General features: G+C 41.8%; 19 protein-coding genes. 4 read left to right on the plus strand and 15 right to left on the minus strand.

Translation table 11 applies throughout. The features are described 5' to 3' along the window. Nucleotides 1-95 precede the first annotated feature (95 nt). The 12 genes from DWY31_RS07935 to DWY31_RS14165 all read right to left on the minus strand — a co-directional run bounded on the left by DWY31_RS07935 (nt 96) and on the right by DWY31_RS14165 (nt 10,014). On the minus strand, nt 96-365 hold the full coding sequence (locus DWY31_RS07935; protein ID WP_118519967.1) for a hypothetical protein: 270 nt from the start codon (nt 363-365) through the stop codon (nt 96-98). Between the two features lie 80 nt (nt 366-445). Then, on the minus strand, nt 446-1,093 hold the full coding sequence (locus tag DWY31_RS07940; protein ID WP_118519968.1) for a DUF4317 family protein: 648 nt from the start codon (nt 1,091-1,093) through the stop codon (nt 446-448). Nucleotides 1,094-1,479: 386 nt separating this feature from the next. Continuing rightward, nucleotides 1,480-2,673: a site-specific integrase gene (locus tag DWY31_RS07945; RefSeq protein ID WP_002610375.1), complete on the minus strand. Its 1,194-nt coding sequence runs from the start codon at nt 2,671-2,673 to the stop codon at nt 1,480-1,482. Between the two features lie 80 nt (nt 2,674-2,753). Then, nucleotides 2,754-2,957, minus strand: a complete 204-nt coding sequence (locus tag DWY31_RS07950) for an excisionase (RefSeq protein ID WP_002610370.1) — start codon at nt 2,955-2,957, stop codon at nt 2,754-2,756. A 409-nt stretch (nt 2,958-3,366) separates the two neighbouring features. Further along, on the minus strand, nt 3,367-3,618 hold the full coding sequence (locus DWY31_RS07955; protein WP_002610366.1) for a helix-turn-helix domain-containing protein: 252 nt from the start codon (nt 3,616-3,618) through the stop codon (nt 3,367-3,369). After that, nucleotides 3,602-4,042: an RNA polymerase sigma factor gene (locus DWY31_RS07960; protein WP_002610364.1), complete on the minus strand. Its 441-nt coding sequence runs from the start codon at nt 4,040-4,042 to the stop codon at nt 3,602-3,604. The genes DWY31_RS07955 and DWY31_RS07960 overlap by 17 nt, the downstream gene beginning before the upstream one ends. A gap of 492 nt (nt 4,043-4,534) precedes the next feature. Then, nucleotides 4,535-5,032, minus strand: a complete 498-nt coding sequence (locus tag DWY31_RS07965; RefSeq protein ID WP_002610362.1) for a hypothetical protein — start codon at nt 5,030-5,032, stop codon at nt 4,535-4,537. A gap of 22 nt (nt 5,033-5,054) precedes the next feature. After that, nucleotides 5,055-6,083, minus strand: a complete 1,029-nt coding sequence (locus tag DWY31_RS07970) for a sensor histidine kinase (RefSeq protein WP_002610358.1) — start codon at nt 6,081-6,083, stop codon at nt 5,055-5,057. After that, nucleotides 6,080-6,763 carry a response regulator transcription factor gene (locus tag DWY31_RS07975; RefSeq protein ID WP_008727270.1) on the minus strand — a complete coding sequence of 228 codons (684 nt, stop codon included), beginning with the start codon at nt 6,761-6,763 and terminating at the stop codon, nt 6,080-6,082. The genes DWY31_RS07970 and DWY31_RS07975 overlap by 4 nt, the downstream gene beginning before the upstream one ends. A gap of 37 nt (nt 6,764-6,800) precedes the next feature. After that, nucleotides 6,801-8,951, minus strand: coding sequence for an ABC transporter permease (locus tag DWY31_RS07980; RefSeq protein WP_002610354.1), 2,151 nt, complete (start codon nt 8,949-8,951; stop codon nt 6,801-6,803). Continuing rightward, nucleotides 8,941-9,723, minus strand: coding sequence for an ABC transporter ATP-binding protein (locus tag DWY31_RS07985; protein WP_002610352.1), 783 nt, complete (start codon nt 9,721-9,723; stop codon nt 8,941-8,943). Before DWY31_RS07985 ends, DWY31_RS07980 begins: the two co-directional genes overlap by 11 nt. Before the next feature lie 105 nt (nt 9,724-9,828). Then, a complete protein-coding gene (locus DWY31_RS14165) occupies nt 9,829-10,014 on the minus strand; it encodes a helix-turn-helix domain-containing protein (RefSeq protein ID WP_003533355.1) in 186 nt (61 codons plus the stop codon). Nucleotides 10,015-10,174: 160 nt separating this feature from the next. On the opposite strand from DWY31_RS14165, the gene DWY31_RS07995 reads away from it, so the two are divergent. The 4 genes from DWY31_RS07995 to DWY31_RS08010 all read left to right on the plus strand — a co-directional run bounded on the left by DWY31_RS07995 (nt 10,175) and on the right by DWY31_RS08010 (nt 12,674). Next, nucleotides 10,175-10,534 carry a helix-turn-helix transcriptional regulator gene (locus DWY31_RS07995; RefSeq protein ID WP_286439335.1) on the plus strand — a complete coding sequence of 120 codons (360 nt, stop codon included), beginning with the start codon at nt 10,175-10,177 and terminating at the stop codon, nt 10,532-10,534. Nucleotides 10,535-10,777: 243 nt separating this feature from the next. Next, nucleotides 10,778-11,107, plus strand: coding sequence for a plasmid mobilization protein (locus DWY31_RS08000; RefSeq protein ID WP_002610348.1), 330 nt, complete (start codon nt 10,778-10,780; stop codon nt 11,105-11,107). Then, nucleotides 11,068-12,414, plus strand: coding sequence for a relaxase/mobilization nuclease domain-containing protein (locus DWY31_RS08005; protein WP_002610346.1), 1,347 nt, complete (start codon nt 11,068-11,070; stop codon nt 12,412-12,414). The genes DWY31_RS08000 and DWY31_RS08005 overlap by 40 nt, the downstream gene beginning before the upstream one ends. A 2-nt stretch (nt 12,415-12,416) precedes the next feature. Next, the gene (locus DWY31_RS08010) at nt 12,417-12,674 is read left to right on the plus strand and encodes a hypothetical protein (RefSeq protein ID WP_002610344.1); all 258 of its coding nucleotides are present in this window, start codon (nt 12,417-12,419) and stop codon (nt 12,672-12,674) included. Between the two features lie 179 nt (nt 12,675-12,853). On the opposite strand, the gene DWY31_RS08015 is transcribed toward DWY31_RS08010, so the two are convergent. Genes DWY31_RS08015 through DWY31_RS08025 form a run of 3 tightly spaced genes read right to left on the minus strand, consistent with a single transcriptional unit; the run spans nt 12,854 to nt 14,366 of the window. Continuing rightward, nucleotides 12,854-13,216, minus strand: coding sequence for a cysteine-rich VLP domain-containing protein (locus DWY31_RS08015; RefSeq protein ID WP_002610343.1), 363 nt, complete (start codon nt 13,214-13,216; stop codon nt 12,854-12,856). Further along, a complete protein-coding gene (locus tag DWY31_RS08020) occupies nt 13,213-13,425 on the minus strand; it encodes a transposon-transfer assisting family protein (protein WP_442873163.1) in 213 nt (70 codons plus the stop codon). The genes DWY31_RS08015 and DWY31_RS08020 overlap by 4 nt, the downstream gene beginning before the upstream one ends. Next, on the minus strand, nt 13,422-14,366 hold the full coding sequence (locus tag DWY31_RS08025) for a hypothetical protein (RefSeq protein ID WP_055153478.1): 945 nt from the start codon (nt 14,364-14,366) through the stop codon (nt 13,422-13,424). The genes DWY31_RS08020 and DWY31_RS08025 overlap by 4 nt, the downstream gene beginning before the upstream one ends.

Consider the following 14,366-nt stretch of genomic DNA (forward strand, 5'->3'; position numbering starts at 1 on the left):
ATTAAACTTGCTGCAATGCGGTTTTTTACTTTCCTCTTTTTTATCTAATCGTTAGCGGGTGCAAACTATCAGGATTTTGCTGTATTTTATGCTCGTTATATCCACTCTTCATTTCCGCCTGTTACTGCAAGGGAAATCAAAGCATCCATTTTCTCTACTTCATTTTCGCCCTGGATTACCTGTAATAATTTTGCCGTTTCTTCTATTACAGGCATCGGCTCATCCGGGCCGATCTCCATATCCGGCTGCTCACCGCATGCCGGACAGACCATCTGTGGTCTTACCGTAAGTGATAAGAAACGATTCCCACACTCTTCACATTCATAATAGCCACACATCTGTGTGCCATCAGGTACATAATACATCTTTTATCCCCCTTTAAATAATACTTCTGTCTTTTGCTGATTTTTCTATCTTCTGTCAGAATCAAGCGCAAACTCTGTAATCACATTAATTGCAACAGCTGTAAGAATTCCTCATGTGGTCTGTCTGCATTCTTCTCATACCATGCAATTGCTCCGGGATCTCCACTCCGGTCCGAAAATGCCGGAAATAAAAAGCCAAACTGCGGCTCGCCCATCTCGTAATCTCCACTGACCGGCGCAAATACACCTGTCAGGAACGGATATACTTCTTCGGATTCCCACTGTTCTGTCTTGTCGTTGCCTTTTCTCGGCACATCATAGCAGCCATAAAACAGATAAAATCCATATTCCCTGTTTTGGTTAAGCTTCTCTCCCAGGATTTCGTAAAATGTTTCCAGAAGTCCGTCATTTTTGAGTTCACACTCTTTCAATGCCATCAGAAGCTGCCAAATACTTCCCGGCTTTTTTGCCGTCTCCGGAAATACATATTCTTTTAATTGCCTGTTTGTATCTGCAAACGGGATTGCCTTTGCAAGCTTCAAATTTTTTCCCTGATCCGCTTTTGATAATTTCAAGAAATGAATATTAAATGTACCATCCACATATCCTTCTTCATCAAAATACGCTCCTGCAACTCTCGAAAAACAGTTACGGCTTATTGTCATGCGACGCGTCAGCTCCAGCATATCCTCCCGGTTTATTCTTCTCGTTTTTAACTCTTCTGCCATCTTTCTTTTTCCCCTTATATTCTCTATTCTTTATTATAAACGTAGCCTTTCTGCCTCGCAATCCTGTTTTTGCAAAAAAAGTTCTCCTATGATTTTTATTCGATCATAGAAGAACCTTTTAAATTCAATTCTTTTTCCTTTTTATTGCGGGGGTATAAATTTTTATTACATTTCTTTATAGGAATCTTTACATTTTTTCAAGTTTTATTAAAAAATTAGATATGAATTTTGATTATCTTTTTAGAAGTTCTTATATGCCGGTATAGCCCGTATTTACAGGCTTTTCCGGCATTTTTCGTATCGGAAGAAACTCACATATATTTTTATATCCGCTTAGGTTTTTGCTTTCAAAAGTAGTAAAGAAGTAGTAAAACCTTGATTTACTACTAAGCTGCTATCCGCAGCATTTCAGCTTTTGCGCTGTCGAAAGTAGCGTGTGCGTAATAGTTCAGCGTCATAGTAATGTTGGAATGTCCCATAATGTACTGTAATGCTTTCGGGTTCATTCCGGCATTTGCCATGTTGGTACAGAACGTATGACGTAAGGTGTGCGGTGTCATTACTTTCGGTAGAGCTTCCTCATGGTACTTGTTGTACTTCTTTGCAAGCCCCCTAAACATACCGTCATAATTGGTAGCTGTTTTCGGGTAGCCGTCCCGGTTGAGGAAAAGGAAGTTGCTGTAACCGTCAATAGTAACAGCTTTTGCACCCCTGCGCCGTTTCAGCACTCGGTTAAATGCTTCATATACTTTTTCGCTCATTGGAATTTGACGAATACCGCTTTTCGTTTTTGGTGTTTCAATGTAATATCCTGTTTCCGCACTTCTTAAAAGTTGGTGGTCTACATTGATTATCCTATTCTCAAAGTTAATGTCAGTATCGGTCAGCCCGCAAAGTTCAGAGATACGAAGCCCTGTCCCAAGCAAAATAATAAGCTCGTCATAATACTTCTGATAAACTTTGTCATTTTGAGCAAAGGACAAAAAACTTTCTTCCTGCGCTGGTGTTAGCGGAACCTTTGGTTCTGTATCATCTTCAATGACAGTGTTTAACTGGAAGTCAAAAGGATTTTTCCTTATGCAATCGTCCTGTATCGCTGTGTAAAAGGCAGCTTTCAAGGAACGCTTGTCATTACTGATAGTCTTATAGGAAATTCCTTTTTCTTTCATGCGGATTGCCCATTCTTTCGCGTCGGACAGCTTCACGCTGTCAATCGGGCAGCCCCCAAGTTTATCTTCTTCCAGTAGCTTCATCAGCCGCTTGCGTCCGTTTTTCGTATTGTACCTTACATTTCCCCGGTGGCGTATCTGCTTTGCATAAAGTTGGCAGACCGTCATTTTCTTGCCTATGGTGTCTATCCCGTCGTCAAGGTCTTTCTGTATCTCTTTTACCTTTTCTCGTAGGGATATATCCTCACGCTTTCCGGCAGGGGTCTTGTCCGTAGGTACTAACTTCCACGCATACACAAACTGCGGATTACCAAAGGTATCTATATATTTGTAAGCATATCTTCCGTCTTTTCTCTGGCTCTCTCCCGACCGCAAAACTCGATTTTTGCTGTCACGTCTTTTCTTTGACATTTTTCAATGCTCCTTTCCAAGACGGAAAGAGCCTTGATATGCTTATCCCATTATAGCACATTCAAGGCTCAATTTCACTATCAGATTGTGTCTATGGTATCAATCATTTTTTCAAACTGTTTGCGCTTGATTTGAATACGGTTGCCGTTCATAATAACCCACCCGGCGGCAGGATTTTCCTCGGCTAATTTACGCAGCTTGTTTTCTCCGATACGGAAGTATTTAGCTGCTTCATCTATCGTAAGCGTGTATTTTTCCCAAATAGGCACGTCGGCGTTACTCATAGTATCGTCCCCCTTTCAATATTAGGAAAAGTGAATAGTAAAAGGGGCTTTAATCGGACGGCTGTTAGCACAACCTCGCGGGAGTTCCACCCCTGCCCGTTAAGGCAGCTCTACCCAATGCCTGCGACGCTTTTAACGCTCGGACTATGGCTATAAAGGCTTGTCTACCCTTAGTGCGTGTCGTCGCCCACAAGCCGCTACACTTGTTCCCCGGCGTGGTGGTGGTCGCTCGACTTTCTCCAATAGAAGAAAAGCGTCATGGCGCACCTGCCGTATGGCTCAACGCAAAAAGGACGTATCCGATTTGCCCTATACTGCGTCGCCGTTATCTTGCGTCGCTTTCTTTGTCAAAGAGCAAGTAAGGTCAAGTCAACAGGCAGCGGAAAGAGGGACGCTGCTTGTGGTTATCTCAAACCTTGAATGAAAGGACAGCCCGCATAAGACGCGAACGCAAGCGGTCGCGTATATCCTCATCTATGCCCCAATAGATATTTCCGCGCTCATCACGCAGCTTTCGCATAGACAGGGACGCTATGTAGCTTTCGTAATGCTGTACGACAATGTTCATAGCTTCCGGGTCGCCCTTAGTAGCGGCTATGATTACCGGGTAAGGCAACAAGCCGCGTTCGTCCTGTTCTGATTTACTAATCTGTGCAGTCATAGGCTTTTTCCTCCAAATAGCGTTTTAACAGCTTCATTGAGCTTGTCCGGCGGGACTGTACCGTTGTCCTTGACAGATTACAAAACTTTGCAATCTCGCGTTCGCTCATGTCAAAGAAATAATACAGCAGTACGGTTTCCCGCTTTTCTTCCGGCAAACTGTGCAGGGCTTCGGCAAGCAGCTTCGCAGTAATTTCTTTGCCGCCGACAACGAAAGACTGTTCTGCTTCATCATCTGCAAAATACTCGTCGCAGACGTAGAGCTGTTTTTCTTCCAGTGGCGACAGGTCAGAAAAAGTAACCTCGCGTAATTGTCGCTGCTTTGTGTCCCTGTGGGCATTCATAGCTTCTCGCTTCAACGCCAGTTTGCAAAAGCCGTTAAAAGCACAACGGATTTGCCATTGGGTACGAATAGGCTCGTTCATGTTCTCACCTCCTTTCGCTGCCGCGAAAGCGGTGGAGTTTGAAATGTCCCCTTTCGTAAACCCTCAAACCAACGCACTTCAAAATGGACGTTGGTTTTAGAAATTTTTTGAAAAAGTTTTTTGATAAAATACAAAATGCGCCCGTCTGCAAATTGCAGACAGGCGCAAAGGAATTATCAAAAGTATATGTATGATTTGTGAGTTCATCTATGTAGCCAGAATAACCCGTTGGCGGGTAATGGCTTTTTTTGATAACAGTCTATTAGGGCATAGGAAAAAGGACATGACGATACCTCCTTGATACCGCCATGTCTTTATCTAGTAGGAGAGTTATCGTTAGAATTTAGATAGATAAAAAGAAACGGCGGCTCTGAAAATCAAAGCCGCCGAAATAGAATAGGCGCGTGAAAACCTGTCTGCGTTGCGACGGCTTTTTTTCTTTGCCGTCGTCCGGCAGATGTTCTATACTATGTCAATTTCAAAAATTTCTCATTATCCTTTATTACTTTTTTGTTTTGTCTTATGTAAAAGCAGGATAACCAAAACAGAAATAGCTATACTGCATAGAATATATGTCCAATTAAAATATGATAGATTTATTAAATTCTGTGCTGATTGATTTTTAATGAAGTTTGTATATGGTGCGTTACTCTTAATCGCTTCCATAACTCCTACAACATTTATCGGTCTTAAATTGTATAAGTACGCACCAAATAAATATATTGCTGCTTTTTCAACGACCGACGGTATTAAAATAGCCAATGCAGCAAGCCATAATTGACATTGCTTGTGGGATTTCTGTAAATATAACGCCCCAAAAAGATAGGGCAATATCGCAAGGCAACAGCCCAAGAGGACAATATTCTGATGAAGCCCAAAGAGGGCAAAGAATATGCGGATAAAAAGATACGTTCCAAATATAATTAACCAATCAATGAGCAAGCTTTTTATTGGCGTGTGCTTTTTTACTATTTCATTCTGTAACTGCATTTCACTACCTCCCAAATAGACGTTACACTTTTGGAAACGTCAAGGTTACGGTTGTTCCACCGTATGAATTGTTTTTAAGCTCCACCGTGATAAATAAGTCAGTTGCCATTTTCTGAACAAGGTATAAGCCCATACCTGTAGAACGACTAAGGTAACTGCCCGTATCTCCGGTAAACCCCTTGTCGAAAACAAAGGGTAAGTCAGACAATGGTATGCTTGTGCCGTTGTCTTTGATAGATAAAGAAATCTGTTCACTATTCATACTATCAGCTATGGAAAATATGAGCCGTGGGGCAAGGTTGTTTCCCACATATTTCACACTATTACTGATTATCTGTCCTAAAATGAACATCAGACCTTTTTTGTCAGAAATCACTTGATAATCGTTTTCGGTATATTCAATAGAAAATCCGGCTTCTTCAAGAAGCGTTAAATTATCTTCAACTGCTTCACGGCAAGTTCCAAGAATTGAAAGCGACTCAAAAGAGTAATCCTTATGTGTAGCCCCAAGCCTTGAAAAGTATAGAATTTGTTCTATATCCTGTCGGGTATGGTCGCGTACATAAAGCATACGAGTATGAACCAAAGGGGACATTTCATCTTTTCGATTATCCAGTAGCAAGGTCATAAGGGATAGTGGTTTTTTGATTTCATGCACCCAATTTTCAACATAGTGTTCATAGTCTGTAACTGTAATTTTCTGTTCGTTGATATATTCTTGCTGCGTCCTCAAATGTTTTCCCAATTCACAGATAAGAGGGCGTATTACAGCGGGAACAGCTTCACACAGTAAGTATTCGTTGGTATCGTCCGGCTCTAATAGAAAACGCCGAAAAATAGCGTCTGCCTTGTTACGTTTTCTGATTGATATAGCAAGAGGAATAGCAAGTGCGGCAAATGACACAAAAATTATCAATGCAGCATAATTTATAAAATAATCAGGGTTAGCCAACCAAGCAAGAAATATAAAGAACAAGTCCAAACAGGCAAGTGTAATAATCCATACCCGGTTAGAGGAAATATAGATTAAAAGTATTTTCAACTTATTCATAAGCGCACCTGCTCTTTCAAGCGGTAGCCTTGACCGCGCACTGTTTCTATACGTTCTTCAAGACCAAATTCACGAAGCGTTTTTCGCAGCCGAGTAAAATTTACTTGTAATGCATTTTCGTCTATAAATTCTTCTGTTCCCCATAGTCTAATGCATAATTCTTTTTTAGAAACAATCTTAGGGCTATTTTTCAAGAGAGCAAGTAATATTTTTCCTTCGTTCGGTGGCATAAGGTAAGAGCTATTCCCTACATAAATTGTAAAGGTATTCGGGTCAAGTAAAAAACCACCTCCATCAAGTAACCCTTGCTGTACCTGTTCTTCTTTACGTCGAAGAAGATTTTTAATTCGGGCAAGTAAACGTGACATATTACAAGGTTTTGTTAAATAGTCATCAGCCCCCAAGTCTAATGCGTGCAGTTCGTCCTGCAATTTATCTCTTGCAGTCAATACGAGTACCGTACCAATCTGTTTAGCTTTCAACTCTTTACATATTTCAAAACCCGAACGAAAGGGAAGATTGATGTCAAGCAAAATTAAGTCGGGAAAATATGCTGCTATTTCTGATACTGCGTTTTCAAAATCCGATAATCCAATCGTATCATATCCCGATTTTTCTAATAAGTTCAACAGTTCTTCTCGCATATAAACATCATCTTCAACCACAACTATCTTTGCCAATATGTCCGCCTCCTTTCCCATAATATTTATAAGCCTGTTAAGAATTGGGCTTGTAATTGAGCTTTCCTATTTCACGATTAGCTGTTCGAGCAACAGCCACACCGTAAATTACCATAACAAGAACAACAATAACAGCCATAGCAATTAAAAGAGGATAGGACTGTTCAAGGTGTGCCGCTCCTGAATATAAATATAGCTGCATGGCATATATCCCTACTGCTCCGCTGATACACGCTAATATAAGAGGAAGCAGGAAATACCATAATACTTGTTGGTTGATAGAACGCTTAATTTGTTCACGTCGTGCTCCTAAAATAGAGAGTGTTAGATACCTTGATTTTGTAGTTTGCATTTGCGTCAAGAATTGCAGGGCAAGTAATGCACACGCAATAATCAAAAACATAAATCCCATGTATAGTGTTGTATAACTTCCGGAAATAACATAAAATAATTGTCGCCCAAAATTATTAAGATAGCTTTCGTAATATAGACCAGATGGTTTTAACAAATCACGAGCTTCCATAATCGGTAACATTAAACCTTTTGTTTCAACAAGTTCATTAGGAATACAAAAGTTCCAATAAACCATACAAGTGTCTGAATTTACAAATTCTGAATATATCTCATCTGAAACAATCAATGCAGTTATAATCTTGATATTTTCATCTGCGGTCAACCCTTTCATCGGTACAGAGGGAACAAGATAAAATGGTCTTTCGTTGATAGAAAGCAACGCTTCATTATTCGCCTGTGCGTCTGCTGCAATTTGATTTAACAGTGTAACCGTTTCATCTTGAGCATTACCTAAAAAATCTGGGTTGAGATAATAGACAACTTCATTGTTCCCAAGGCTAATCTGTTTTTCTCCCGCGGCATCCAATAACCGATTATAGGAAGATACAGGAAGCAAATAAGGAGAAGAACTACCAGTATCAATAAGACCTAAAAGGTTTAAGGCAGCAGGTTGGTCGGAGCCAAAACTATACATACCATCTTCTTGTGTGGCAGGGTCTACTACATCTTGAGGTAAATGCTGCACGATTTGTTTCCTAAATTTCGACCAATCAACAGGAGAACTTATCCCATCCGAAGCAGTGGATTTTATATTTCCTATTTCCATACGGTTCAGATTTGATACATAAGGACGAATTTGTTCGTTGGAAAGATACTTCTCAACAATTTGGTCGTTGCCCATTACAGTAAAGTCATAAACAGAAGTACCTCGTGTCAATTCACTTCCATATGACATTATGCGCACTGAGCCGTCGGTAATTAACATAATAGTAAGCATCATCAGAATGGACGCTACGCTGATTGAAATATATTTATTAACGACATTTTCATGCAACTGCCGTAAAGTAAATACATAAAGTCCTCTTGTGGCTTTGTGTTTTATAGAAGCTGCCCATATACTCAAAATTCTTGCAAGTCCTCGAATAAATAGAATTGTTCCGATAATTCCAAGTAAAACGGCAATAAGCAGCATTGCCCCACTCGCAGCCATAAAATGCTCTACAACAATCCAGTACGCGACAAGCAAAATTACGGTGCCTATAGCAAACGATACGAAACTTACATATGGATTCCCTGTGCGTTGCTTTTTCGCCATCTCTCCATAAACAAGTTGATGTAGCTCTTTACGGAACAGCTTTCCGCATAGAACAAACAATGCTACAAACTGAATAATCAAGAAGCCTAACGATGTGAAAATAGCGGCACTTACAGAAAAACTTAATTGGTGTGTAATGATACCATGCCCTACTAAACGCGCGGTTGTAAGACTTATAGCTTCGGATAAAAAGCCACCGCATACAAGCCCTCCTAAAAGAGCTAAAAACGACGTGATTAGCCCCTCTGTCATTATTTGAATAAATAATTTAATCTTTGTCATTCCAAACATCAAATAAAGCCCCAGTTCTCGACTACGACATTCAAGTTGATATTTGTTTGCAAATACTACGAGAAAGAACACAAATAATAAAGCACAAAGATAAACCGTCGGTAAAAGATTAGTAAGCAACCGTTCTACTGCGTCGCTCTCAATTTCACTTAAAAAACGTATTACGTCCTGTTGTCCAAGAGAAAGCACTATATAAAACATTGCTACGGCTGTTATCATTGTCAGAAAATAAATTAGGTTTTCGCTACGGCTCCGTTTGGCGTTTCGCCATGTGAGATTAAAGAACATTTGCACTTCCTCCCCCCATTTGAGCCATCACTTGTAAAATACGTGCATAAAAATCTTCCTGTGTTTCATTTGGAATTTTACGACGTAACTCATGGAAAATAACACCGTCTTGAATGAACAAAATACGAGAACAGAAACTCGCGGCGTTAGGGTCATGCGTGACCATTAGGATTGTGCGTCCACGCCTAAGATTGATTTCCTGTAACTTCTCCATGAGTAAACGTGCTGATTTTGTATCTAATGCACCTGTAGGTTCATCAGCCAAAATAATATCGGGGTCAGAAATCAAACTACGTGCAGCAGCTACGCGTTGTTTTTGACCGCCCGACATTTGTGACGGAAATTTAGAAAGAACGTCTGTAATTCCAAGAAAATCTGCTATATCTTTTAGCTTTTTTTCCGCTGTAACAATGTCAATATTATGAATTGATAAAGGCAATATAATATTTTCTTTACCAGTTAGATTATCAAGTAAAGCAAAATCTTGAAATAGATAACCAATCTTGTTGCCACGATATTCAGCCAACTTCGTGCCATCAAAAGAGCTTATATTGGCACCTGAAAGTAAAATTTGTCCAGAGGTTGGTTTAATGACCGTAGCAATACAATTCAACAATGTTGTTTTTCCAGAACCGCTGGCTCCCATAATTCCCAAATATTCGCCATTCAGAACATCAAAGGTAATTCCGTTTAGTGCTTTTGTTGGAACCCCCTCTTTGGAATATGCTTTGTGCAAGTCGCGTACTTCTAATAGTTTTTTTGTATCATTCATATCTCACACCTCACATTTTTTGCTTACGCTTATCTTACGAATATAATTTTACTGCATAAGAAGCAACCACACCACTTACAGTTGTTGTAAGGTTTATTTGTTTGTTTATTGTATCTGCATTTTATGTTGTTTCTTTCTCATATCAAAAGGTTTTTCCGCGTTTTTTGGTATCAGCCACATATACCCCAGTTTTGAAACGCCCGGTATGCGATTTTCGCTACAAAGTATCTGTACTCGTCTTTCAGAAATTCCCCATTTCTTTGCCGCTTCGGGACAAGACATATATTCCATAATCAAAACGCCCTTTCCTCAAATTTTACCAGTATAATTATACTCGGATAGCCGAATAATATCAAGTATATGATATGCTCTATTTCAGTCAATAATGTGCTGTGTGTAATCATATCTCGAAAGGAAGATGAAATATACAATGTAGTTGGGTGAAATGACTATGAAGCAGAACAAAGAAAAATTTGATTTTAAGGCTTTCGGGCAAGCCATTAAAGCAGCAAGAAAAGCAAAGGGAATATCACGCAATCAGTTAGCCGATACGCTGAATATTGCGCCCCGATATATCGCGTCCATTGAGAACAGCGGGCAGCACCCAAGTTTACAGATTTTATATGAGCTTGTAACCCTGCTTGATGTATCAGTAGACCAGTTCTTTTTCCCGGAACGGGAACAGGAGAAATCCACGCGCCGCCGTCAGCTCGATACTATGCTTGACGGTATGAGCGAAAAAGATTTGAAAATCCTGTCTGCTACTGCAAAAGGAATAGAGGAAGCCAACAACGACGAAACGGGGGAATAAAGTTCTCTCGTTTTTGTTTATATAGAGTGATTGAAACGTCGCAGATTGCGGCGTTTTTCTTTTGGGAAAGTTCGTCAAATTTGCCGTTCCCGGTGTTGTAGGTAGTAAGGGATAAAGTTTCGTAGCAAGCATAGGAAAAGAGTACCCTTTTCCGTATTTTCGCCCTCCCGTCCTGCGGTGCGTCGGTTGAAAATTGCTTGTTGGGAAGTGTCCCAAACCCTCGGAATGGAAAGGAGCGATTGCATGAACGGACGCAAAAGAAAAATACAAATCAAATTCTATGTAACAGAGGAAGAAAGGGCATTGATTGAACAGAAAATGAAGCTTGTCCCTACCCGGAACATGGCGGCGTATCTTCGCAAGATTGCCATTGACGGGTATATCATTCAGACAGACCATAGCGATATAAAAGGCATGACAGCAGAGATACAGAAAATCGGGGTCAACATCAATCAGATTGCAAAGCGTGTCAATGCGACAGGCAGCGTTTACCAAGAGGACATAGAGGAAATAAAGGGGGTGCTTGCGGAGATATGGCGGTTACAAAGATTAAGCCTATTAAAAGCACGTTGAGCAAAGCCCTTGACTATATCCAAAACCCGGATAAAACAGACGGGAAAATGCTTGTGTCCTCCTTTGGGTGCAGCTATGAAACGGCAGATATTGAGTTTGGATTTACGCTTGCACAAGCCATAGATAAGGGAAACAATCTCGCCCACCATTTGATACAGTCCTTTGAGCCGGGAGAAGTAGATTATGAGAAAGCCCACGAAATCGGAAAGCAGCTTGCCGACGCGGTAACAAAGGGACAGCATGAATACGTCTTAACTACCCACATAGACAAAGGGCATATCCATAACCATATCATTTTTTGTGCGGTCAATTTTGTTGACTACCATAAGTACAATTCCAATAAGCGCAGTTACTACGGCATACGGAACATGAGCGATAAGCTGTGCCGGGAAAACGGGCTGTCTGTTGTCGTTCCGGGCAAAGGCAGCAAGGGAAAAAGCTATGCAGAATATCAAGCGGAAAAGGTCGGTACAAGTTGGAAAGGCAAGCTGAAAATTGCCGTTGATACGCTTATCCCCCAAGTAGCAAGTTTTGAAGAATTGTTGCAGCGGTTACAGGCAGCGGGTTATGAGATAAAGCCGGGAAAATATATCTCCTGCCGCGCTCCCGGACAGGAACGCTTTACCCGTCTGAAAACTCTCGGTACAGATTATACAGAGGAAGCCATAAGAGAACGGATAGAGGGCAAACGCACAAAGGCAGCGAAAGCTCCCAAAGAGCAGCGCGGCGTATCGCTGCTTATTGACATTGAAAACAGTATCAAGGCACAAGAGAGCCGGGGCTATGAACAGTGGGCGAAAATCCATAATCTGAAACTGGCTGCAAAGACTATGAATTTCTTGACAGAACATAAGATTGAGCAGTACGCAGATTTAGTCAGCCGGATTGAGGAAGTAAATGCGGAAAATGAAAAGACAGCAGACGCATTAAAGAGCGTGGAAAAGCGTCTTGCAGATATGGCGGTGCTGATGAAGCACGTTACTACCTACCAAAAGACAAAACCTGTCTATGAAGCATACCGCAGGGCAAAGGATAAGGACGCATACCGGGCAAAGCAGGAAAGCAGTCTGATACTCCATGAAGCGGCAGTAAAGACACTGAAAGCGGCGGGCGTTACTAAACTCCCCAATCTTGCCGCCATGCAGGAAGAATACGGGAAACTACAAGCGCAAAAAGAAGCCCTTTACGCTGATTATGGCAAGCTGAAAAAACAGGTCAAGGAATACGACGTTATCAAACAGAACATAGACAATATTTTGCGGCAAGGCAAAGAGCCGGAACGGAAGAAAGGAAAGGAACGGGAATAATTATGAAAATGGTTGGTATTACACCATGTTACAGAATAACATTAGAAAATGGCAGTTATGGCGTAGAAACTTATATTAACGCAGACAGTAAAATCCAAATTACTTTTGAGGACGGAAATACACTTATCGGATATATAGAATGTGTGGAATATGGAACTTATTCCGATGAAAATGATACTCTGGTTATAAGGGGAGAGAATGGAGAGCTGTATATCCTATTGGAAAACCGAATAAAGGATATAGAAGAACTGCACGAATAAAGTAAAAGAACAGGGCGCAGACAGCCAACAAAAGACTGTCCGCGCCCTGTTTTATGTAGGTGCGTTTTTGGTATCTGTTACGCAATAGAACGTCATTTTTAGGGGATAAGGTATAAAACCCTTGCCGCGTCATTTTCAAGCACTGAAAGCCCCGTAAATCAAGGCTTTTTTTGCCCCTACTACGTAACAAGGGCGCGCCGTTTTCTCATGCGCTCCGCTGCCTGTCTGCGGGTAATACGCTTCCGGCAGTCCGGGCAGTATTTGACGCTGTTAGAGGTGGACGCAAAAGAAGTTCCGCACTCGGTACAACGCTTTTTATCCTCGGTCTTGAAAAGCTCTGCATACAGCAGCTTATCAAGGGGCAATACGGCGGTCTGAAACCATTTGCAAAGAAGCGAATAGGAAATAAGCTGCGGGCAGACACATTCCTCCCCGTCGTCCAGTAAAATACAGTGTCCGTTATCGCAGTTGCAGCACTCCTTTTTTATAAGGCTGTTGACTTTCCGGCTTTGGGGTGGTGTAAGCCGCTTTATCCCGGTCATACCTCATCAGCGGCGAAAATAGCAAGCTCCGCATACTCATTTTCTGTCAGAGGTGCGATTTTCGCAAGGGTGCGTTTCGCCAGTTCCCGCATATCCTCGTCCATGAACAGCAGCGCAGCGTTGATGTTTTCTGTAAGCCCACGTTTGCCGTCCTCATTGTAAATGCTCAACAGGTTTGTTTCTTCAACTGTCAGTCTAATCATGCTCATACCTCCAATTCGTGATTTTTTGATTTTACAGCCGCCTTTTTCGGGGCGGCTTTTCTTTTGTCAGCGGCAAGCTGCGCCCGGATTGAGGGGCGCACCCTGCGAATATCTGTGCCCCGGTTTTCATTTTTATCAATCAAGGCGTATGTTCCATGTCTGCCCTCGATTTTGGAAAAGGAAAGTGTCTTATAGGGCAACATGGAAAACAGACGGTCGGTGTCCTTAGAGGACGCAAGCTGCATAAATGTCGGGGACAGCTCCACCATGAAATGTGTCCTATTAGGGCTATTGGGCGTGTCCCTGCGCTTCATTTCCTGCACAATGCGCCGCGCTTCGGCTTCAATCAGCCCAGCACGCAGGGCGGCGGTATGTTCCTTGAAGTCGCCCGGTGTCAGTTTATCCCGTTTTTGCTTTTCTTCCCGTAAAAGGAATTGTAGCGCGTCCGGGTCGTTGGGTACTGCTTCAAAGTGTTCAAACTTCCCTAAAGAAGTATCGGGATTTCCGTTAAAATGCTGTCCGGCGGGTATCTCCCTTGTCCCATGCTCATAAATCAACTTGACTGTGTCGGCGGCAAGCGCATTGTCCTTAACGCGCTCATACTGCCTTGCATAGTCAAGCTCATAAAGATTGCCTTTGATTTTCCCGCGCTCCCTGCCCGTCAGCTCGACGGCATAGGCAAGAACGCGGTCGCAGGTCTGCTCTTTGTAAAAACACCATGTATTGTGGGCGGCGGTATCCTTTAGGAACACGTCGCGCTCCTTAAAACAATGCGTCCCGGACGGGCGGCAAAACCATAGCAGCGTCTTATCCTCTCTGTTAGGGCTTGCCGCTGCTTTTGCGATAATCTCCTTGTCAATGTCAAAATCACTTTGGAAAAATCCTGTATTCTGCCGCATGATAGCGTCAAGAGAAGCGAAAATATCCACGTTTTCAAACTTATTCAT

The sequence above is a fragment of the Dorea sp. AF24-7LB genome, from assembly GCF_003478575.1.
GTDB lineage: Bacteria > Bacillota > Clostridia > Lachnospirales > Lachnospiraceae > Dorea_D > Dorea_D hominis.

Excerpts from the sequence above, each read along its gene's own strand:
- DWY31_RS07935 (WP_118519967.1), bottom strand. The coding sequence starts at position 365 with ATGTATTATGTACCTGATGGCACACAGATGTGTGGCTATTATGAATGT.
- DWY31_RS07940 (WP_118519968.1), bottom strand. The coding sequence starts at position 1,093 with ATGGCAGAAGAGTTAAAAACGAGAAGAATAAACCGGGAGGATATGCTG.
- DWY31_RS07945 (WP_002610375.1), bottom strand. The coding sequence starts at position 2,673 with ATGTCAAAGAAAAGACGTGACAGCAAAAATCGAGTTTTGCGGTCGGGA.
- DWY31_RS07950 (WP_002610370.1), bottom strand. The coding sequence starts at position 2,957 with ATGAGTAACGCCGACGTGCCTATTTGGGAAAAATACACGCTTACGATA.
- DWY31_RS07955 (WP_002610366.1), bottom strand. The coding sequence starts at position 3,618 with ATGACTGCACAGATTAGTAAATCAGAACAGGACGAACGCGGCTTGTTG.
- DWY31_RS07960 (WP_002610364.1), bottom strand. The coding sequence starts at position 4,042 with ATGAACGAGCCTATTCGTACCCAATGGCAAATCCGTTGTGCTTTTAAC.
- DWY31_RS07965 (WP_002610362.1), bottom strand. The coding sequence starts at position 5,032 with ATGCAGTTACAGAATGAAATAGTAAAAAAGCACACGCCAATAAAAAGC.
- DWY31_RS07970 (WP_002610358.1), bottom strand. The coding sequence starts at position 6,083 with ATGAATAAGTTGAAAATACTTTTAATCTATATTTCCTCTAACCGGGTA.
- DWY31_RS07980 (WP_002610354.1), bottom strand. The coding sequence starts at position 8,951 with ATGTTCTTTAATCTCACATGGCGAAACGCCAAACGGAGCCGTAGCGAA.
- DWY31_RS07985 (WP_002610352.1), bottom strand. The coding sequence starts at position 9,723 with ATGAATGATACAAAAAAACTATTAGAAGTACGCGACTTGCACAAAGCA.
- DWY31_RS14165 (WP_003533355.1), bottom strand. The coding sequence starts at position 10,014 with ATGGAATATATGTCTTGTCCCGAAGCGGCAAAGAAATGGGGAATTTCT.
- DWY31_RS07995 (WP_286439335.1), top strand. The coding sequence starts at position 10,175 with ATGAAGCAGAACAAAGAAAAATTTGATTTTAAGGCTTTCGGGCAAGCC.
- DWY31_RS08000 (WP_002610348.1), top strand. The coding sequence starts at position 10,778 with ATGAACGGACGCAAAAGAAAAATACAAATCAAATTCTATGTAACAGAG.
- DWY31_RS08005 (WP_002610346.1), top strand. The coding sequence starts at position 11,068 with ATGGCGGTTACAAAGATTAAGCCTATTAAAAGCACGTTGAGCAAAGCC.
- DWY31_RS08010 (WP_002610344.1), top strand. The coding sequence starts at position 12,417 with ATGAAAATGGTTGGTATTACACCATGTTACAGAATAACATTAGAAAAT.
- DWY31_RS08015 (WP_002610343.1), bottom strand. The coding sequence starts at position 13,216 with ATGACCGGGATAAAGCGGCTTACACCACCCCAAAGCCGGAAAGTCAAC.
- DWY31_RS08020 (WP_442873163.1), bottom strand. The coding sequence starts at position 13,425 with ATGAGCATGATTAGACTGACAGTTGAAGAAACAAACCTGTTGAGCATT.
- DWY31_RS08025 (WP_055153478.1), bottom strand. The coding sequence starts at position 14,366 with ATGAATAAGTTTGAAAACGTGGATATTTTCGCTTCTCTTGACGCTATC.